Below are 18,078 nucleotides of genomic sequence, written 5' to 3' on the forward strand. Positions count from 1 at the left end.
CGGAGTCGAACCGCGACAGTACCAGGGTCGGTTACGGTGTCTAAGGTTCTCTGGTCGGTTGTGACCGTGTTGTACGTGTAGTCCAATTAGCGCCTGGACCCGTTCTTACGGGTTGATCCATGCGAAATGAATGGTGGCTTGATCTGTTAGTGCTCGCGGGCTCAACACCTCGTTGCCTCGGTGCGTACACCCCGAGTCTATCGAACTCGTCTTCTACGAGTGATCTCGGTGGCATCTCTTTTTCGGGTGGGTTTCGAGCTTAGATGCGTTCAGCTCTTACCCCGTGGTGCGTCGCTGCCCGGCACGTGCCCTCTCGGACAGCCGGTACACGAGTGGCACCCATTCGGAGTTCCTCTCGTACTATACGAACGTTCCCGTCAGATACCGTAGCACCCCCAATAGATAGCAGCCGACCTGTCTCACGACGGTCTAAACCCAGCTCACGACCTCCTTTAATAGGCGAACAACCTCACCCTTGCCTGCTTCTGCACAGGCAGGATGGAGGGAACCGACATCGAGGTAGCAAGCCACCCGGTCGATATGTGCTCTTGCGGGTGACGACTCTGTTATCCCTAAGGTAGCTTTTCTGTCAGCAATTGCCCGCATTGGGCGGGCTAATTGGTTCGCTAGACCACGCTTTCGCGTCAGCGTCCGTTGTTGTGCCGGACACTGTCAGGCTTCCGTATGCTCTTGCGCTCTTTCTCGGGTCTCCGACCCGAGTGAGGAAACCTTGGGGCGCGCTCGATATCTTTTCAAGCGCGTACCGCCCCAGTCAAACTGCCCGGCTACCAGTGTCCTCCGCCAGGAGTGAGAGTCGCAGTCACCATCGGGTAGTATTTCAGTGATGCCTCGGTGGCCCGCTAGCGCGGGTACCTGTGTAACGGCTCCTACCTATGCTGCACAATGGCGACCACGTCTCAGTGACAGCCTGCAGTAAAGCTCTATAGGGTCTTCGCTTCCCCTTGGGGGTCTCCAGACTCCGCACTGGAATGTACAGTTCACCGGGCCCAACGTTGGGACAGTGGCGCTCTCATTGATCCATTCATGCAAGCCGCTACTAAAGCGGCAAGGTACTACGCTACCTTAAGAGGGTCATAGTTACCCCCGCCGTTAACAGGTCCTTCGTCCCCTTGTACGGGGTGTTCAGATACCTGCACTGGGCAGGATTCAGTGACCGTACGAGTCCTTACGGATTTGCGGTCACCTGTGTTGTTACTAGACAGTTGGAGCGCCCGAGTCACTGCGACCTGCCACTTTCCGTGGCAGGCATCCCTTATTGCGAACGTACGGGACTAACTTGCCGAATTCCCTAACGTCGGTTGCTCCCGACAGACCTTGGCTTTCGCCGCCACGAGTACCTGTGTCGGATCTCGGTACGGACAGTGTGCTTGCCTTTTCACGGGCTCTGGGTTGACCTCTCTTGCGTTATCCAGCCATTCGACCGCTTCGTGCCATTACGGCTTCCACGGTCTTGGACTGTTCACCCGGGCGAAAGCCCGGGAGGCGGCCCCAAAGCGTCGGCTTTGAGTGCACACTGGCATAGGAATATTAACCTATTTCCCTTTTGTCAGCTTCGAATTGCGGGCTGACTTAGGACCGGCTAACCCTCGCTGATTAGCATTGCTGAGGAACCCTTACTCGTTCGGCCGTCGGGGTTCTCACCCGACTAACGCTGCTACTATGACCAGAATTTTCGTTACTGCACGGTCCACACGAAATCTCTTCCGTGCTTCCACCCGAACAGTACGCCAACCTACGGAATCGTGCTGTGACGCACGTCGCTGGTCTCGGTGATGGACTTGAGCCCCGATCATTTTCGGCGCCGCAAACCTCGGCCGGTAAGCTGTTACGCTTTTCTTAGAGGGTAGCTGCTTCTAAGCTCACCTCCCGGCTGTCAGGGCTTGCGACCACCTTCGATCGCACTTAGTCCATACTTGGGGACCTTAACCCAGCTCTGGGTTGTCTCCCTCACGGTACACAGGCTTACCCCGCGCACCGGACTCCCCGCGTCGACGGCGTTCGTAGGTTCGGAGTTGGACAGGGGGCGAACTCCTCTCGGAGTCCGGTCCCCCAATCCGTCGCTCTACCCCACGAACTACCTCGGCGGAGGTCATGCTTCGACATGTTTCGGTTGGAACCAGCTGTTTCCGGATTCGATGGGCCTTTCACCCTAGACATAGGTCACGCGAGGGTATTGTAGGACACCAACGCTAGCGGGCCTCCACGTGGCTTTCGCCACGCTTCACCCTGCCCATGCCTAGATCATCCGGTTTCGGGTCGTGCCCGCCTGACTCCCCGCGCTTGAACACGGTGACCCTGGTCGTAAGACTGCGGTCATATCGGTTTCCCTCTGCCTTCCCCGATACTCGGGTTAGACTCGTCAGACAGGCACACTCTCTGGTTCGTTTTTCAAAACGTACGACGGAACACCGGCTTCCCTCTCGGCTTACTACAGGTTCGCACCTGGTTCATTGTGAGAGGGACCTTGTATGCCCCGTCGCTCTATCGCCAACTGAGTTCACGCCCTATTGCACCTCCCTTTTTGGGGTGCTTTTCAGCGTTCGCTCACGCTACTTGTTCGCTATCGGTCTCGAGGAGTGTTTAGTCTTCGCGGTCAATGCCCGCGGGATTCACGAGGGATTTCCAACCCCCGCTACTCTGGAGCTGACTCCCATCGTACTGATCGACGGTACGGGACTGTCACCCTGTTTCGTACCCTATTCCAAGGGATTTCTCGTCGATGGTCGGATGTTGCAGGTCAGTCCGAACACCACATTGCCCGTGAGGGCTTCGGTTTGGACTGTGTCGGGTTCACTCGCCGTTACTAACGACATCGCGGTTTGCTTTCTTTTCCTGTCGATACTAAGATGTTTCAATTCTCGACGTTCCCCATTGCGCTAAGCAATTGCAAGAGGATTCCTATTCGGAGATCCCAAGTTCTTCCCCTCCGTGCGGGTCCCTTGGGCTTATCGCAGCTTGGCACGTCCGTCATCGGCTCTCGAGCCGAGCGATCCACCAGTTGGCACAGTAGCCACGTTCTTTCGGATCGGTGCTGCACAGAATGCAGCGGTTGTGACCCGGGAACGGGTCCAGTGGACGCCTGGACTACACGTACATACGGTCTTCATCTGCCACCAGTAGACGGCTGGTGGCATCGACCCTTCCCACCCACGCTTGCGCGGGGTGGTGCATCGGTTCATTCGGGATCAGACGCCGTACTCAAAGAGTACAGCATCGTCACCCGAGAGATGGACCCACAGGGATTCGAACCCTGGGCATCCTCCTTGCAAAGGAGGCACTCTACCACTGAGCTATGGGCCCACCCCCTCTCGGGGGCACAACGTTAGCCTTGGTAGTTCAAAGGTGCTCGCTCGGCCGATCGAGCGGTCGGTGAACGGACCGCGTGTGGGCTGGGGCGTCGCCCCAGTCCCGGTCTGTGGAGGTGATCCAGCCGCAGATTCCCCTACGGCTACCTTGTTACGACTTAAGCCCCTTGCGAAGCCCAGATTCGACCGGCGTTACGCCGGCCTCATCCGGACCTCACTCGGGTGCTTTGACGGGCGGTGTGTGCAAGGAGCAGGGACGTATTCACCGCGCCCTTCTGAGGCGCGATTACTACCGAATCCAGCTTCATGCGGGTGAGTTTCAACCCGCAATCCGAACTACGATCGAGTTTAGGAGATTAGCGTCGCCTCTCGGCGTAGCATCCCACTGTCTCGACCATTGTAGCCCGCGTGTAGCCCAGCACATTCGGGGCATACTGACCTACCGTTGCCCGTTCCTTCCTCCAGTTTGGCACTGGCAGTCCTCCTAATGTACCCAACCACCACAAGGGTGTTGCTGGCAATTAGGAGTGCGGGTCTCGCTCGTTGCCTGACTTAACAGGACGCCTCACGGTACGAGCTGACGGCGGCCATGCACCTCCTCTCAGTAGCTCCACTAAGCTCATCACACTGAGCTTCACAGCATACTGTCGGTGCTGGTGAGATGTCCGGCGTTGAGTCCAATTAAACCGCAGGCTCCTCCGGTTGTAGTGCTCCCCCGCCAATTCCTTTAAGTTTCATCCTTGCGGACGTACTTCCCAGGCGGTCTGCTTCACGGCTTCCCTACGGCACAACGCTGGCTCGTAGCCAGCGTCACACCTAGCAGACATCGTTTACGGCTCGGACTACCCGGGTATCTAATCCGGTTCGTGACCCGAGCTTTCGTCCCTCACTGTCGGATCCGTCTTCCTGAGGCGCTTTCGCCACCGGTGGTCCGTCCAGGATTACGGGATTTCACTCCTACCCCAGACGTACCCCTCAGGTCTTCCGGTCCCTAGCCGAACAGTTTCCGCCGGACGTCTACTCGTTAAGCGAGTAGATTTCCCGACGGACTTGTACGGCCAGCTACGGACGCTTTAGGCCCAATAATAGCGGTCATCACTTGGGCTGCCGGTATTACCGCGGCGGCTGGCACCGGTCTTGCCCAGCCCTTATTCGTGTACCACCTTACGGTACACAAAAGCGAGGACTATATGCCCTCGCACTTGGAGTCCCCTTATCGCACTGTCGTGCAGTGTAAAGGTTTCGCGCCTGCTGCGCCCCGTAGGGCCCGGAATCTTGTCTCAGATTCCGTCTCCGGGCTCTTGCTCTCACAACCCGTACCGATTATCGGCACGGTGGGCCGTTACCCCACCGTCTACCTAATCGGCCGCAGCCACATCCTGTCGCGCCTGAGCATTTCGAGCTCGAGCCAGTTCCAGGCATCGAGCCGTATGGGCTATTAGCCTCAGTTTCCCGAGGTTATCGCCCTCAACAGGGTAGTTTGGCCACGTGTTACTGAGCTATCTGCCACGAGTCTGAACTCGTGCGACTAGCATGGCTAAATCGGACTCCAATAGCAATGACCTCCGGCAGGATCAACCGGAATGCTATCCCTCCAGCAGAGCTGGAGGAGTTGGCGGTGAATGTAGGTACACACTCACACTAAATGGGTCCGTTCGGTGACCAACCTCGATAAACCGATCGAGCGTCACCGAACTACCAAGGCTAACATCAGATCCCATCTGTACGGCGGACCGCAGGGGTGAGATCCTCATTTCCTTCGGACTACATTGTAGGTCGTCCGGGGTACATAACCCCTTCGAACCGAGTCCGAGATGATGGAGCGAGTTGAACGCCCCATCGATCACGCGTTCTTTGCGTTTGCATCCGAGTGCCCTCGTTTACTTAAGGGCGTCGGATCGGATCGAAGCCGGCGAAGCCGACCTCGTTCACATCCAATCCGAGTAGCCTTACACACTTAAGGGCATCGGATCGCGGCCCGGCCGGAAATCGCATCCGGCGAGGCGTTCGCGTTCCAATCTGAACGCCCCTAAGTATATAAGGCCGTTGGATCGGTGTGGCCGGCGAGGCCGACCACGGTTGCGTCCAATCCGAATTGGCTTACACACTTAAGGTCGTCGGATCGGTTCGACGCCCGGTGTAAGGGTGGAATGCAGTGCCAACCTCCGTGCCGGGAAACGGCCAGAGGGGACGTGGCCGCGTGGGCCACGTCGTTTGCATTCTATTCGAGGAGAGGGTTAGTATATAAGGCCGTCGAACCGATAGCTCCGTGGGAACTCGCTACCATGGCACGGTTTTTCACCGACCACGGGTGCTCTAGGAACGTCAAAATGATAATAAATGTATCCCCTGATTCGGGGGCAGGTCCGTCGAACGGCGCGGCTGCTCGTCGAGTGGTGTCTCGCGGGCGGAGATCGATCGGTCATCCCTCCCTGGCAGGTGGGGTCAGATCGAGTGGTACCCGCGTACGTTGTAGGTCGTGCGTGCACGCGTAAGAAGACGTTGACATACGTTGTACAGCGGGAGCGAGAGCGAGAGAGCTATGGCCACGAAGCCGAACGCCTAGGTATATGCGCGAGCGAGCGACCAGGCGGCGGGTTCTCGAGGGAATCGGACTCGTGGCGACCGCGGGACTATCGGGGTGTCTCTTCGGACGCGGTGACGACGACGACTACTACGAGGGCGAATCGTTCGTCGCCGAGGACGACGAGCCCCATTTCGATGGACACCTCGACGGGATCGATCATCCGGGAACCGTCGACTGGACGGAGGCCAGCGAGGAAGAGCTGGTCGTCGCGGTCGGCACCGGTCGCGAGGGGATGGGATACGCCCCGCGGGCTGTTCGCGTCGAGGCTGGCTCGACGGTCACCTGGGAGTGGACGGGTGCGGGCGGTCGACACGACGTGGTCGATACCGACGATGCGTTCGACAGCGGCGAGCACCACGGCGAGGGGGAGACGTTCTCGTTCACGTTCGACGAGCCGGGTGTCTACACCTACTACTGCACCCCTCACCACCACCGGGGGATGAAGGGGGCACTCGAGATCGTCGAGTCTGAAACCGGCGATTGAACGAGGCAGCGCTCGAGTGTGTACGTATAGAGCAGGAACGAATTCTGGTGGTCCGTCCGTCGGTCCGTTCGTTGGTTCGTCGGTCCTACCGGTTCAGCGTGTGGATCGCGTGTCCGAGCGCGTTCTCGGCGGCTTCCATCACGGCCTCCGAGAGCGTCGGGTGGGTGTGAATCGTGGCCGCGACGTCCTCGAGGGTGGCTCCGAGTTCGATGGCGAGACCGAGTTCGGCGATCAGTTCGGAGGCCTCGGGGCCGACGATCTGGGCGCCCAGAACGAACCCGGCGTCCTCGTCGGCGACGATCTTGACGAAGCCGTCGGTGTGGCCCGTGGTGAGCGCACGGCCGCTGGCCTGGAACGGGAACTTCCCGGCGACCGTCTCAAAGCCCATCTCCTCGGCCTCCATCTCGGTCATACCGACGGTACCGATTTCGGGGTCGGTGAAGACGGCCGCGGGCATCGCCTGGTAGTCGAGCGCCGAGGGTTCGCCGGCGATGACCTCGGCGGCGACCTGGCCCTCCTTGCTGCCGGCGTGGGCGAGCATCGGTTCGCCGGCGACGTCGCCGACGGCGAAGATGTGTTCGACGTTCGTCCGGCCGCGGTCGTCAGTCGGGATGAAGCCCCGTTCGTCGGTTTCGATGCCGGCGGCCTCGAGTTCGAGCGTGTCGGAGACGGGTGCGCGGCCGACGGCCACGAGGACCTTCTCGGCGTCGATCTCGAGCGTGTCCTCGCCGTCTTCGGAGGCGGCCTCGACGCGAATGCCGTTGCCGTGCTCGCTCCAGCGGGAGGCCCCGTAGCCGAAGTGGAAGTCGATCCCGAGGTCCTTCGCGCGCTTTTTGACCGGGCGGGCGAGGTCGGGGTCGAAGCCGTTGAGCGCTTCGTCGAGCATCTCGACGACCGTCACGTCGGTGCCGAGTTTCGCGAAGACGGTCGCGAGTTCCATCCCGATGTAGCCGGCGCCGACGACGATCAGGGAGTCGGGGACCGAATCGAGCGCGAGCGCCTGCCGCGAGTTGAGTACGGGCTCGTCGTCGTAGGAGAAGTTCGGGATCTCGATCGGGCGAGAGCCGGTGGCGACGATTGCGTGTTCGAAGTCGATGGATTCGCTGCCCTGCCCCTCGCCGCCGTGGGAGACGCGGACCGTGTTCTCGCCGTCGAAGTGGGCGACGCCCTCCATGAGGTTGACCCCGTTGGCCTTACAGAGCTTCTCGACGCCGCTGGTCAGTTGATCGACGACGCCGTCCTTCCAGGAGACCATTCCCTCGAGGTCGATGGCCGGGTCGGCGTGGATGCCCATCTCCTCAGCGTTGCCGGCCTCGTGGGCCAGGTCGCTGGCGGTAATGAGCGCCTTCGAGGGGATACAGCCGTGGTTGAGGCAGGTTCCCCCGTAGGCCTCCTTCTCGACGAGCGTGACGTCGAGGTCGAGTTGGCCGGCCCGAATCGCGGCCACGTAGCCTGCTGGGCCCGCGCCGATGACGAGTACGTCCGTTCCAGTCGAAATGTCTCCGACGACCATTATGCTAGAGCAAATCCAATCGAGATATAAAAACGGGCAGGTATTGCGCCGACCGACACGCGGCTCGTCCCTTCGATCGAGACGGCGTCAGTCGACTCGAGTGGCGTCGTACCCGCGCGATTCGATCGCGTCGAGGACCTCCCTGGCGTGCTCGCGGCCGCTGGTGACGACCTGAAAGACGAGGTAGGCCTCCCCCACTCGAAGATTGCCGACGGCCCGGTCGTGACGGACCGTCCGGATGTTCGCCCCGAGGTCCGAGATCACGCCCGAGATTTCCTCCATCTTGCCGGGCTGATCGGCGATGCGGACGCGCAGTCGCAACAGCTGGTCGCGGTCGGTCAGCGCGTGCTCCAGGACCGTCTGGAGCATGGAGATGTCGATGTTGCCGCCGCCGAGCACCGGAACGACGGTCTCGCCGCTGACGTCGAGGTCGGGAGAGAGCAGGGCCGCGACCGAGGCCGCCCCGGCCCCTCGACGAGTTGTTTGGCTCGCTCCAGGAGGACGAGCGTGCTCTGGGCAATCTGGTCGTCGGTGACGGTGACGACCTCGTCGACGTGCTCGCGGATGATCTCGAAGGTGAGTTCCGAGATGCCGCCCGTGGCGATCCCGTCGGCGATGGTGGTCGGATCGTCGATCCCCTGTGGGAAGCCCTTGTCGAGGCTCTCGGGCACCGTCGCGGCGGAATCCGCCTGCACGCCGACGACGCGGATTTCGGGGTCGAGGCCGGCGAGCGCGGTAGCAATGCCGCCGATCATGCCGCCGCCGCCGATCGGCACAATGACGGTATCGACCTCAGGGAGCGCCTCGTGGATCTCGAGTCCCAGCGTCCCCTGTCCGGCGACGATGTCGGGGTCGTCGTAGGCGTGGACGAAGCCAACGTTCTCGGCTTCGGTGAGCGTCTTCGCGTGGGCCATCGCCGCCTGGAAGTCGTTGCCGTGGAGTTCGACCTCGCCGCCGTAGCTCCGGGTGGCGTTGACCTTCGCCTGCGGGGCGTTCTTCGGCATGACGATGGTCGACTCGAGGCCCGTCTTGGTCGCGGCGAGGGCCACCCCTTGGGCGTGGTTGCCCGCGCTGGCGGCGACGACGCGGTCGACGGTTCCTTCCTCGGCCACCTGGACGAGCTTGTTGTAGGCGCCTCGCGTCTTGAACGAGCCAGTTCGCTGGAGGTGTTCCATCTTCAGGAACACCGTCGCGTCGGCCATTCCGCTCAGCGATCGGTTTGACTCGAGCGGTGTCTTGCGGACGACCGATTCGTCGTCGAAGCGTTCCCGGGCCGCCAGCACGTCTTCGAAGCGGACCTCGACCATATCGGTAAAATCGTTGCGTTTCGCGCAGTATTTCACCTTCGGTTTCGCCCGTCGCCTTCCGGAACCGAAATCGAGATCAGAGAAACCGCGGAATCGACCCCGTTATCTCGAGTCGCTCGCAGTAGTGAGCGAGCGGGTCGCCCGCGGGCGTCGGCACGTCCGCCGCCTCGAATAGGTCGTTCTCGCGGATCGTCACCTCCGCCGGGGCGAGTGACCAGGGTTCGTGGGCGATCTCGGCGACGAGCGTTCGATCGCCGTAGGGGACGAGCATCCGTCGGCGTTCGGTGAGCCAGTGGGTGAGCGAGTCGGGCTGCGCTCGAGTCGGAGGCGCGATCGGTCGGTATTCCGCGTCGAATCGTGCGGAGTCACCGCTGGCGTCGTCACGCTCGCTCGAGAACGCGACCTGGCCGTCAGTGCCGTCGACACGCTGGCGAGCGTCGAAGCAGGGGACGTTGAGTCCCCTGCGAGCGAGGAAAGCCAGCCATGGTCCGTCGATGTCGATGCTGAAGAAGTACAGTCCGGAGACGTCCCGGTAGCGAACGTACGTCCGGAGGTTGAGTTCGGGACGCGTGACGCGCATCGCGCTCGGCGTGTCTCGAACGCCTGCTCGAGCGAGGACGAACGGGACGATCGAGAGCCAGGCCCGGTCCTCATAGGTCTCGAGGTCGAACCGATCGGGAACGTGCGGTCGAAGACGGTCCGGGTTGACGGGCCAGTGGAGGAAGGCCCCGTCTCGCCACACCATCGAGAAGGGGTGTGGCAGCCAGGGGAGGGACGCCGGTTCCGTTTCGGCGGTCGTCGAATCGGGATGCAGGATTCGCTGTTCGGTCATGGTTGATGCGAGAGTGCGACCTCTCGTTCGAGAAACAGTCGGGCGAGCCCCCCGAGCGAGACGGGTCCGAGCGCTTTCGTCGGCGGCGAGGGGTCGGTCGCAGCGGCGTTATTCATATACGTCTCTACGTTACCTGCGGGGATAAATCACTCAGGAACCAATTAGTTCAGGTGAATGTATCGAAGCGCTATACGAACTCGATCGGGAGCCTGAATCGGGAGAGTGTGCGGAGTCCGGACCGGTAACGAGTGCACAGAGGCCGCCGCTCCGAACGAGTAAGTTCGAAACGAATACGGACAGGATCGCCCGTAAAACGGCCTACTCGAGGTAGATCGCCGGGCGAAACGGTCGGGCCTGGCTCGCCTTGTCGGCGGGATCGATCGGATCGGCGTCCTCGGCGTCGATTACGACGTCGGCGTCGAACTCGCTCTTGAGGAAACCCGCGGACGCCTCGTAGACGGCCCGCTCGTCGATTCCGGCGAGCGTCTCGAGTGCGGCATCCTCGCGTTCGCGGACGAACGAGACGAGGTCGCCAACGAGGTCGTTGACGGCACCTCCTCGCTCACGAAGGGCAGGATTTTGCATGACCTGCTCCATCACGGCTCCCTGGTCCGGACCGGTTTCCACGACGGTGCCGAACACCTCGCGCTTCCAGTCGGCCGCGACGTAGACGCGGATCGTCTCGGGATCGGTGTCGGTCACCTCGACGATGTCGCGAACGTCCTCGAGCAGCGCCGTTACCAGCCGTTCCTCGGCGATGACGCTCGAGTCCTCGAATTCGGGCACCGACTCGGGCCACGGCACGTCCTCGGCTGGTTCGCCCGTCAGTCGCTCGTGGAGTTCGTTCGCCGTGAACGGGATGACGGGCGCGAGCAGGCGCAGTCGCGTCTCGAGGACAGTACGAAGGGTCCATCGCGCCCCCGCGCGTTCGAGGTCCGTCCGGCGGCGGTACCACTTCAGGTGCTCCTCGAAGCGGTAGAAGGCTCTCTGGCTGGCTTTCCGGGTCTCGAATCGGTCCATCGCGTCGGTGACCTCGCGAACCGTCTCCTGGAGGTGGGCGAGGAGCCAGCGATCGATCCGCTCGAGGTCACGTTCACCCGCGGGTCCGTCGATCAGGTCCACGGCACGGTTCCAGAAGCGCTCGAGTTGATCGCGCGTCGCGACGACGGCCTCGGCCCGCCAGTCGTAGTCCTGCCAGGGTTCGGCGCTGTTGAGCAAGAAGAAACGTACGGTGTCGGCCCCGTAGCAGTCGATGGCTTCCCCAGGGAGGACGACGTGCCCTCGCGAGGAACTCATCGACTCGCCCTCGAGCAGGCCCATGCCCATGACGGTGATTCCCCGGGGCCACTTCGCCTGCTCGAACAGTTCGGCGTGGTGGGAGAGGAAGAACGTCAGGTGATTCGAGATCAGGTCGTTGCCCGAGCACCGATAGTCGACCGGATACCAGTACTCGAACTCCTTGCGAAGTTCCAGGGCGTGCTCGTCCGGCTCGTCGACGGACTCCGGACCCAGCAAGAGCGCGTCGAAGAACTCTCGCGTGAGGTCCTCGACCGGGACGTCTCGGATCCGGTGGGCGATGGTGTAGTAGGCTGTGTAGATGGTCGAGTCCGACAGCGGTTCGATGACGAACTCGTCGTCCCACGGCAGTCTCGTCCCAAGGCCGTAGTTGCGGATGCAGGGCCACTCCTCGAGCCACTCGATCGTGTGGTCGTACTGCTCGCGGGTGTTCTCGGGAATCGCGTCCAGGTTCGCGACGGCCCGGTGGGCCTTCTCGCGCCAGGCTGCGTCGTTGTACCGCAGGAACCAGGTGTCCTGTTCGGCGACCTCGACGCGCCCGCCGCAGCGACAGACGACCGTCTCGGCGAAGTCGTACATCGCGTCGAAGGCTCCCCGTTCGCGGTAGTGAGCGTCGAGGTCGTCGCGGACGTCCTCGATTACCGCACCGGCGAACTCCCCGTATTCCTCGTTCAATTCGCCCTGGTGGAACTCGCGGGTGTACAGCTCCTCGGTCGCCGCCTCGAGGGCGGGGTCACTCGCGGACTCGATGCCGTACTCGGCGACGGCGTCCGCCGCGGGGAACTCGCCGTAGCCTTCGACGGCCAGGACGGCCCGCGGTTCGATGGCCCGCACCGCCTCGGGGTCGAGACCGTACTCGACCAGGTCGCCTGCGCGGGCTTTCGCCGCCTCGAGGGCGACCCAGTCGTCGGGCGAGTGGGCGGGGACGGACATGACGACGCCGGTAGCGCTGTCGGTGTCGACGAACTCGGCCGGGAGGACGACGATCTCCTCGTCGGTGACGGGGTTCCGGACGCGGGTGCCAACGATCTCGGCCCCCGGGAGGGTCTCGAGCACCTCGACCTCGCGCGCCTGCAACGCGAGTTTCTCGGTCGCCTCGAGGGAGACGACCCACTCCCTGCCGTCCACGCTCGCGCGAGCGTAGGTCGCGTCGGGGTCGACGAAGGCGTTCGTGACCCCGCGGACGGTCTCGGGGCGCAGGGTCGCCATTGGGTAGACGGTGCGTTCGCTCTCTGCTCCCGGTACCGCCTCGCCGTTCGCTCCGCTCGAGTCGTCACTCGTGGCGTGGAACGCGATCAGCGAGTACTCCTGGAATTCGGCGTCCTCGCCCTCGTAGATGTCGTGGGTCGTGACCGGCTGTTCCTCGTTCGTACAGTAGTTCACCGGGTGCAGCCCCTTCTCGAGGAGGCCGCGCTCGTACAGGGTCTCGTACTGCCAGGCGATAAATCGCGAATAGCGCTCGTCTTCGGTAGTGAACTCGCGGCGCCAGTCGATCGACAGCCCGAGGCGGCGCATTCCCGCCTCGTAGTGGTTCTCGATGAAGTACCGGGCGAACCCCATCGGCGTCTCGAGGTCCCAAAGGTCGGACTCGGGCACCCCGAAGGCGTTTCGCAGGCTGTCGAGCTGGTGGGCGTCACCACGTTTCAGGCGCTCGACAGCGCCGATGATGGGCGTGCCGGTGACGTGCCACGCGATGGGAAAGAGGACGTTGTCGCCCCGCTGACGACGGTAGCGGGCGTACGCGTCGGGGACGGTGTACGTGCGCGCGTGACCGATGTGCATACCGCCGTTCGGGTACGGGTAGGGGACGGTCACGAACGTTGCTTCTCCCGAACTGCGGCCGTCCGGGTCGGCCTCGTACCGGCCCGACTCGGCCCAGCGCTCGCGCCAGCGCGCCTCGAGTTCCTGCGGCTCGTAGCCGTCGCTCTCCTCTGAGGTGGCGGTTCGGGAATCCCGGCCTCGAGCGTGCCGGTTCACGTCGATCCCTCGATGGTCGACCGGGCGATTGGCCACGGCGTTACTGGCGGTTGTTGGATCCGTTTCGGCTGACCGTCGCAGTCGGCGTCGAGTCGTCGTCTCATGCTTTCGCTTACTCGAGTGACGGACAAAGAGCTAGTGTGTTGACAGGCGCGGCCTGTCACCAATCCCGGTCTCTCGGTTTCTCGGCGGCTCGGTGGTTCGGTGTCTCGATGGCTCGGTCTCTCGGTAATTCAAAATCTCGAGCGCTACTCCTCGATTTCGATCGCCGGCCGGCCTGGCTCCGCGTTCGAGAGCACCGAATCGTCGGCGTTTTCGGCGCGAACCACGCTGACTGGCGCGTCGAACTCCCGTTCGATTAGCCAGGCGGCCGACTCGAGAGCCGCGTGCTCCTCGTCCGGGCCGAGCGTCGTCGAGAGCGCCTCTCGCTCTACTTGCAGGTCCTGGCCGTAACTCGCGGCAGCGTCACCCTGCTCGCGGATGTGCGATTCCTGCATGAGTTCGCCGATCAGGTTGTCCGCGTCGCTCTCGATCGCGATCTCGAGGGCGTCGTACTTCCAGTCGGGGGCGACGACGACGTCGATCCCCTGCGGGTCGTCAATGCCGGCCACGTCGATAATCTGGCGGACGTCCTCGCGAGTGTTCTCGACGAGTTTGCGGCGCTTCTGGACGTGATCGCGGTCGACTGTCGCGGTCGGCCAGTCGGCCTCGACGACGAAGCCGCCGTCCTCGCCCTCGAGTTGCTCGTAGAGGTCCTCCGCGAGGTGCGGGGCGACCGGGGCCAGTAGCCGAACGACGGCCGACAGCCCGCGCTCGTAGGTCTCGGTGTAGGGTTCGGCGTAGTCGGCGTACTGGCGGAGCGTTCGGACCAGATCCTGAGTCTCGCGAAGCGCGCGGTTGAACGTCAGGTCGTCGTACTTCTCGGTGGCGATGGCGAGCGTCGCGTCGATTTCGCTCTCGACGTAGCTCGCGACGGCGTCGTTCTCGCCCGCGGGCGCGTCCGCGATGTAGTCCTGGACCATCCCCCGCAATCGCGTGAGGAACGCGTAGGTCGACCGGACGCCCTCCTCGCTCCAGTCGAAGTCGCGCTCGGGCTGAGCGGCCTGCATCATGAACAGCCGGGCGGTGTCGGCGCCGTACTCCTCGACGATCCGCTGGGGCGAGACGGTGTTCCCCTTCGACTTGGACATCTTCTCACCCTCGAGCTGGACCATCCCCTGGGCGAGCAAGTTCGTGAACGGCTCGCGGTGCTCGAGGCCCTCGTGGTCGGAGAGCACCTTCGTGAAGAACCGCGAGTAGAGCAGGTGCATCACGGCGTGCTCGATGCCGCCGACGTACTGGTCGACGGGCATCCAGTCGTTGGCCCGCTCCAGGTCGAAGGGAGCATCTTCGAGGTCGGGCGAGACGTACCGCAGGAAGTACCACGAGGAGTCGACGAAGGTGTCCATCGTGTCGGTTTCGCGCTCGGCTGGACCGCCACAGTCGGGACAGGTCGTCTCCTTCCACTCCTCGGCGGCGTCCAGCGGGTTCCCGGTGGTGTTGATGAACTCCGGTAACTCGACGGGCAGATCCTCCTCGGGAACCATTACGGGGCCACACTCCTCACAGTGGACGACCGGAATCGGCGTCCCCCAGTAGCGCTGCCTCGAGATGCCCCAGTCTCTGAGCTGGTACTGGGTGGCGTGCTCGGCGCTCTCGATATCCTCGGTCAGGCGCTCGCGTGCGGTTTCGCTGTCGAGACCCGAGTATTCGCCCGAGTTGACGAGGGCCCCGTCGTCGGTGTAGGCTTCCCCACTCACGTCCGGTGCGTCGGGCACGGACTCGCCATCCCAGTTCTCCGGTTCGGGAGCGACGACGGGAACGATGTCCTCGCCCATCTTCGTCGCGAACGCGTGGTCGCGCTCGTCGTGGCCCGGCACGGCCATCAGCGCGCCGGTCCCGACGTCCGAGAGGACGAAGTCGGCGACGTAGACCGGAATCTCCTCGCCCGTGGCTGGGTTGGTGGCGGACAGGTCGGTGGCGACGCCGTTCGGCTCGTCGCCCTCGGGATCGGCCTCGTGTTCGACAAAGTGGCGGACCTCCTCGTCCTCCTCGGCCAGTTCCTGGCTGATCGGGTGGTCCGGAGCGAGCGCGAAGAAGGTCGCGCCGAAGAGCGTGTCGACGCGGGTCGTGAATGCCCGGACGTCCCCGTGGTCTTCGATTTCGAAATCGAGTTCGGTCCCGTGCTGGCGACCGATCCAGTTGCGCTGCATCTGTCGGACCGAGTTCGGCCACCCTCGAGGTCGTCGATGGCCTCGAGCAACTCGTCGGCGTACTCCGTAATTCGGAGGAACCACTGCTCGAGTTCGCGGGTCTCGACGGGGGTGTCACAGCGCCAGCAGAGTTCGGCCTCGCCCTCGACCTGCTCGTCGGCCAGGACGGTCTCGCAGTGGGGACACCAGTTGACCTCGGCGTCGCGGCGTTCGACCAGCCCTTCCTCGTGGAAGCGGGTGAACAGCCACTGGTTCCAGCGGTAGTACTCGGGGGTGCAGGTGGTGATCTCGCGGCCCCAGTCGTAGCCGAATCCCATCGATTCCATCTGCCCACGCATGGTGTCGATGCAGTCGAACGTCCAGTCGCGCGGGTTGGTGTCGCGCTCCTTGGCCGCGTTCTCGGCCGGGAGGCCGAAGGCGTCCCACCCCATCGGGTGGAGCACGTCGTCGCCGCGCATCCGTCGGTAGCGGGCGTAGGCGTCGGTGATCGTGTAGTTTCGAACGTGGCCCATGTGGAGTTTGCCCGAGGGGTAGGGGTACATCCCCAGGACGTACGTCGGATCCTCGACGTCGTCGGGCGTTCGGTACACGTTCGCGTCGTCCCACGCCTCCTGCCAGCGTCGTTCGACCGTCGCGTGGTCGTATCCCGAGTCGCTCATTTGCTTATATAGGATTGGCGGAGGCGAGGTTCTATACCTTTCCATTGGTGGACAAACGGACGGTTCCCGCTCGCCTCGAGGCGGGCGCCCGAAGCAGGGGTTCCGTTCCGGTTCGGTTTCGAACCAGCTCGAGGGGACGAAGTGGGACCGTTCTCGAGAGTGAAACCGCTATACGTCGGCAGGAAGGTTCGAACGAGATGGAACGAGCAAAATCCGATGCAACCGTCGCGGTTTTATATACGTTCGCCGGTGGAATCACGGACCACAATGGCACCACTCATCAGCGCACTGGTCGCGTTCATCGTCGCACTGCTGGTCGGCGGCCTGGCGATTTACCTCGCCGCAAGCGTCGTCGTCGACGCTCACAGTTACGAGCACGCGATCGTGACGGCCATCGTCGGCGCCATCGGTTGGGCGCTCACCTCGTGGATTCCGCTCCTGGGGCCGATCATCGCCCTGATCGTCTGGATCGCCGTGATCAACTGGCGTTACCCCGGCGGCTGGGTGACCGCCGCAGCCATCGGCGTGATCGCCTGGCTGTCGGCGCTAGTGATTCTGTTCGTGCTCAACGCGATCCTGGGTCTCGGCGTCGGCGCGTTCGGCGTGCCGATCTGACCCGTCCGGAGCGATTTCCCGTTTCGCCGTCGAAACGCGTCGTCCGCTCGAGTGCATCCGACCCGGCCAGGCGTATCGTTTAACTCGACAAAACGTGTCGTTTGATCCGAACGTTTTTCTCGAGTACCGCGGAAACAGACGTCCATGCAACGGCGCCGCGTGCTCGTCGGGGTTCTCGCTTGCACCTCGCTCGGTTCCGGCTGTCTCTCGAGCGCCGACGAGGCCGAGAACGAGCCGGCGACGGTCGAGGACCCGCCCGAGTGGCTTCGAGAGCGTGGCCGCTGTGAAGACGAGTGGGCATGGGGAGCGCTAGAACTCTCGAGAACGGACGTCGAGTCGAGGTACGGTACCGCTACCGTCGCGTACGAGTTCCTCACCGAGGAATCGAAGCGCCTCGTTCGCTTCGCGATCCGCAACGACGGGGCCGAAGCGTGCACCCAAACTGGAGGGTCCTCCTTTCAGACCCTTCTGAGCGACGTTCGCGATCTCGCGTATCGGCCCTACCAGGAGGAACACGGTAAACGCCCTCACGTGTTCGTCATTCGTACGACCGAAGCGGCCTTCCGGATCGAACGGCTGGAGGCATTTGATGCAGTCCTCGTCTGAATCGGCGGCCAGACCCCGGTCACCGGATCCTCTCTGGATTTGCGGTCGATACGCCCGCGTCGATCCTCGCCACGTCAATATTCCTCCGTCGGTACTCGCGAATCGCCAGCACCCCGCTCGAGAGAGGCCGACGGCTCGAGCACGTATTTTTGGATGAAAACGCTTCGAGAACGCCTGAATCCGCGGTTTCCTAGTCGATGTCGATGCGTTTCGAATCGTCGCTCTCCTGCAATTTCGGCAGCGTGACTGTCAGCACGCCGTTGTTGTAGTTGGCCTTTATCGACTCCTCGTCGACCGGTTCGGGGAGGTGGAGCCGTCGACTGACCGACTTGTGCGACCGCTCCCGGCGGAGGTAGCGATCGTGCTCGTCGGTGCGGTCGGTCTCCTGTTCGGCCTCGAGGCGGAGCGTCCCCTCGACGAGAGTCAGCTCGATGTCCTCGGTCTCGAAGCCAGGGAGGTCGGCTGTCACGACGTACTCGTCGCGGTGGTCGGCCACATCGACAGCGACCGAACCCGGAAACGAGAGGCCGTTACCGCCGACGCCCGTTTCGATCTGCTTGCTGACTCGGTTGAGCATCTCCTCGAGGTCGTCGAACGGATTGCGTCGCATGCGAGTCGATAGGC

The 18,078-nt window shown here is 63.0% G+C and carries 7 protein-coding genes, 1 tRNA gene, 2 rRNA genes and 2 pseudogenes; 3 read left to right on the top strand and 9 right to left on the bottom strand.

Annotated features, from left to right (window positions below):
* Window positions 1-128: 128 nt before the first annotated feature.
* From AC6I65_RS00205 to AC6I65_RS00215, 3 genes are all read right to left on the bottom strand, one after another.
* A 23S ribosomal RNA gene (locus tag AC6I65_RS00205) occupies window positions 129-3,040 on the bottom strand.
* Between the two features lie 209 nt (window positions 3,041-3,249).
* Window positions 3,250-3,321: transfer RNA gene (locus tag AC6I65_RS00210), tRNA-Ala, on the bottom strand.
* Between the two features lie 116 nt (window positions 3,322-3,437).
* A 16S ribosomal RNA gene (locus AC6I65_RS00215) occupies window positions 3,438-4,911 on the bottom strand.
* Together the 16S and 23S rRNA genes with 1 tRNA gene alongside form the textbook arrangement of a ribosomal RNA operon.
* Before the next feature lie 985 nt (window positions 4,912-5,896).
* On the opposite strand from AC6I65_RS00215, the gene AC6I65_RS00220 reads away from it, so the two are divergent.
* Window positions 5,897-6,397 (top strand): halocyanin domain-containing protein, encoded by a 501-nt coding sequence (locus tag AC6I65_RS00220; protein WP_497902114.1) that lies wholly within the window; start codon window positions 5,897-5,899, stop codon window positions 6,395-6,397.
* An 85-nt stretch (window positions 6,398-6,482) separates the two neighbouring features.
* Here AC6I65_RS00220 and lpdA read toward each other — a convergent pair whose 3' ends face one another.
* The 5 genes and pseudogenes from lpdA to leuS (AC6I65_RS00245) all read right to left on the bottom strand — a co-directional run bounded on the left by lpdA (window position 6,483) and on the right by leuS (AC6I65_RS00245) (window position 16,233).
* Window positions 6,483-7,910: a dihydrolipoyl dehydrogenase gene (lpdA, locus tag AC6I65_RS00225; protein WP_497902115.1), complete on the bottom strand. Its 1,428-nt coding sequence runs from the start codon at window positions 7,908-7,910 to the stop codon at window positions 6,483-6,485.
* A gap of 87 nt (window positions 7,911-7,997) precedes the next feature.
* Window positions 7,998-9,217: pseudogene (gene ilvA / locus AC6I65_RS00230) on the bottom strand (threonine ammonia-lyase).
* Between the two features lie 76 nt (window positions 9,218-9,293).
* Window positions 9,294-10,049, bottom strand: coding sequence for a YqjF family protein (locus tag AC6I65_RS00235; protein ID WP_497902116.1), 756 nt, complete (start codon window positions 10,047-10,049; stop codon window positions 9,294-9,296).
* A gap of 318 nt (window positions 10,050-10,367) precedes the next feature.
* The gene (gene leuS / locus AC6I65_RS00240; protein WP_497902117.1) at window positions 10,368-13,322 is read right to left on the bottom strand and encodes a leucine--tRNA ligase; all 2,955 of its coding nucleotides are present in this window, start codon (window positions 13,320-13,322) and stop codon (window positions 10,368-10,370) included.
* A 248-nt stretch (window positions 13,323-13,570) separates the two neighbouring features.
* Window positions 13,571-16,233, bottom strand: a pseudogene (gene leuS, locus AC6I65_RS00245) (leucine--tRNA ligase).
* A 267-nt stretch (window positions 16,234-16,500) separates the two neighbouring features.
* Here leuS (AC6I65_RS00245) and AC6I65_RS00250 point away from each other — a divergent pair.
* Both AC6I65_RS00250 and AC6I65_RS00255 read left to right on the top strand, forming a co-directional pair.
* Window positions 16,501-16,848: a hypothetical protein gene (locus tag AC6I65_RS00250; protein WP_497902118.1), complete on the top strand. Its 348-nt coding sequence runs from the start codon at window positions 16,501-16,503 to the stop codon at window positions 16,846-16,848.
* Window positions 16,849-16,992: 144 nt separating this feature from the next.
* Complete coding sequence (locus AC6I65_RS00255) at window positions 16,993-17,454, top strand: hypothetical protein (protein WP_497902119.1); 462 nt, start codon at window positions 16,993-16,995, stop codon at window positions 17,452-17,454.
* Between the two features lie 190 nt (window positions 17,455-17,644).
* Here the strand turns inward: AC6I65_RS00255 and AC6I65_RS00260 are convergent, their stop codons facing one another.
* Window positions 17,645-18,064, bottom strand: a complete 420-nt coding sequence (locus tag AC6I65_RS00260; RefSeq protein WP_497902120.1) for an Hsp20/alpha crystallin family protein — start codon at window positions 18,062-18,064, stop codon at window positions 17,645-17,647.
* Between the last annotated feature and the right edge of the window lie 14 nt (window positions 18,065-18,078).

The sequence above is a fragment of the Natronosalvus sp. KLKA75 genome (assembly GCF_059736265.1).

What these genes read in the sequence shown, in the direction of transcription:
- AC6I65_RS00220 (WP_497902114.1), top strand. Translation starts at nt 5,897, where the DNA reads ATGCGCGAGCGAGCGACCAGGCGGCGGGTTCTCGAGGGAATCGGACTC.
- lpdA (WP_497902115.1), bottom strand. Translation starts at nt 7,910, where the DNA reads ATGGTCGTCGGAGACATTTCGACTGGAACGGACGTACTCGTCATCGGC.
- AC6I65_RS00235 (WP_497902116.1), bottom strand. Translation starts at nt 10,049, where the DNA reads ATGACCGAACAGCGAATCCTGCATCCCGATTCGACGACCGCCGAAACG.
- AC6I65_RS00250 (WP_497902118.1), top strand. Translation starts at nt 16,501, where the DNA reads ATGGCACCACTCATCAGCGCACTGGTCGCGTTCATCGTCGCACTGCTG.
- AC6I65_RS00255 (WP_497902119.1), top strand. Translation starts at nt 16,993, where the DNA reads ATGCAACGGCGCCGCGTGCTCGTCGGGGTTCTCGCTTGCACCTCGCTC.
- AC6I65_RS00260 (WP_497902120.1), bottom strand. Translation starts at nt 18,064, where the DNA reads ATGCGACGCAATCCGTTCGACGACCTCGAGGAGATGCTCAACCGAGTC.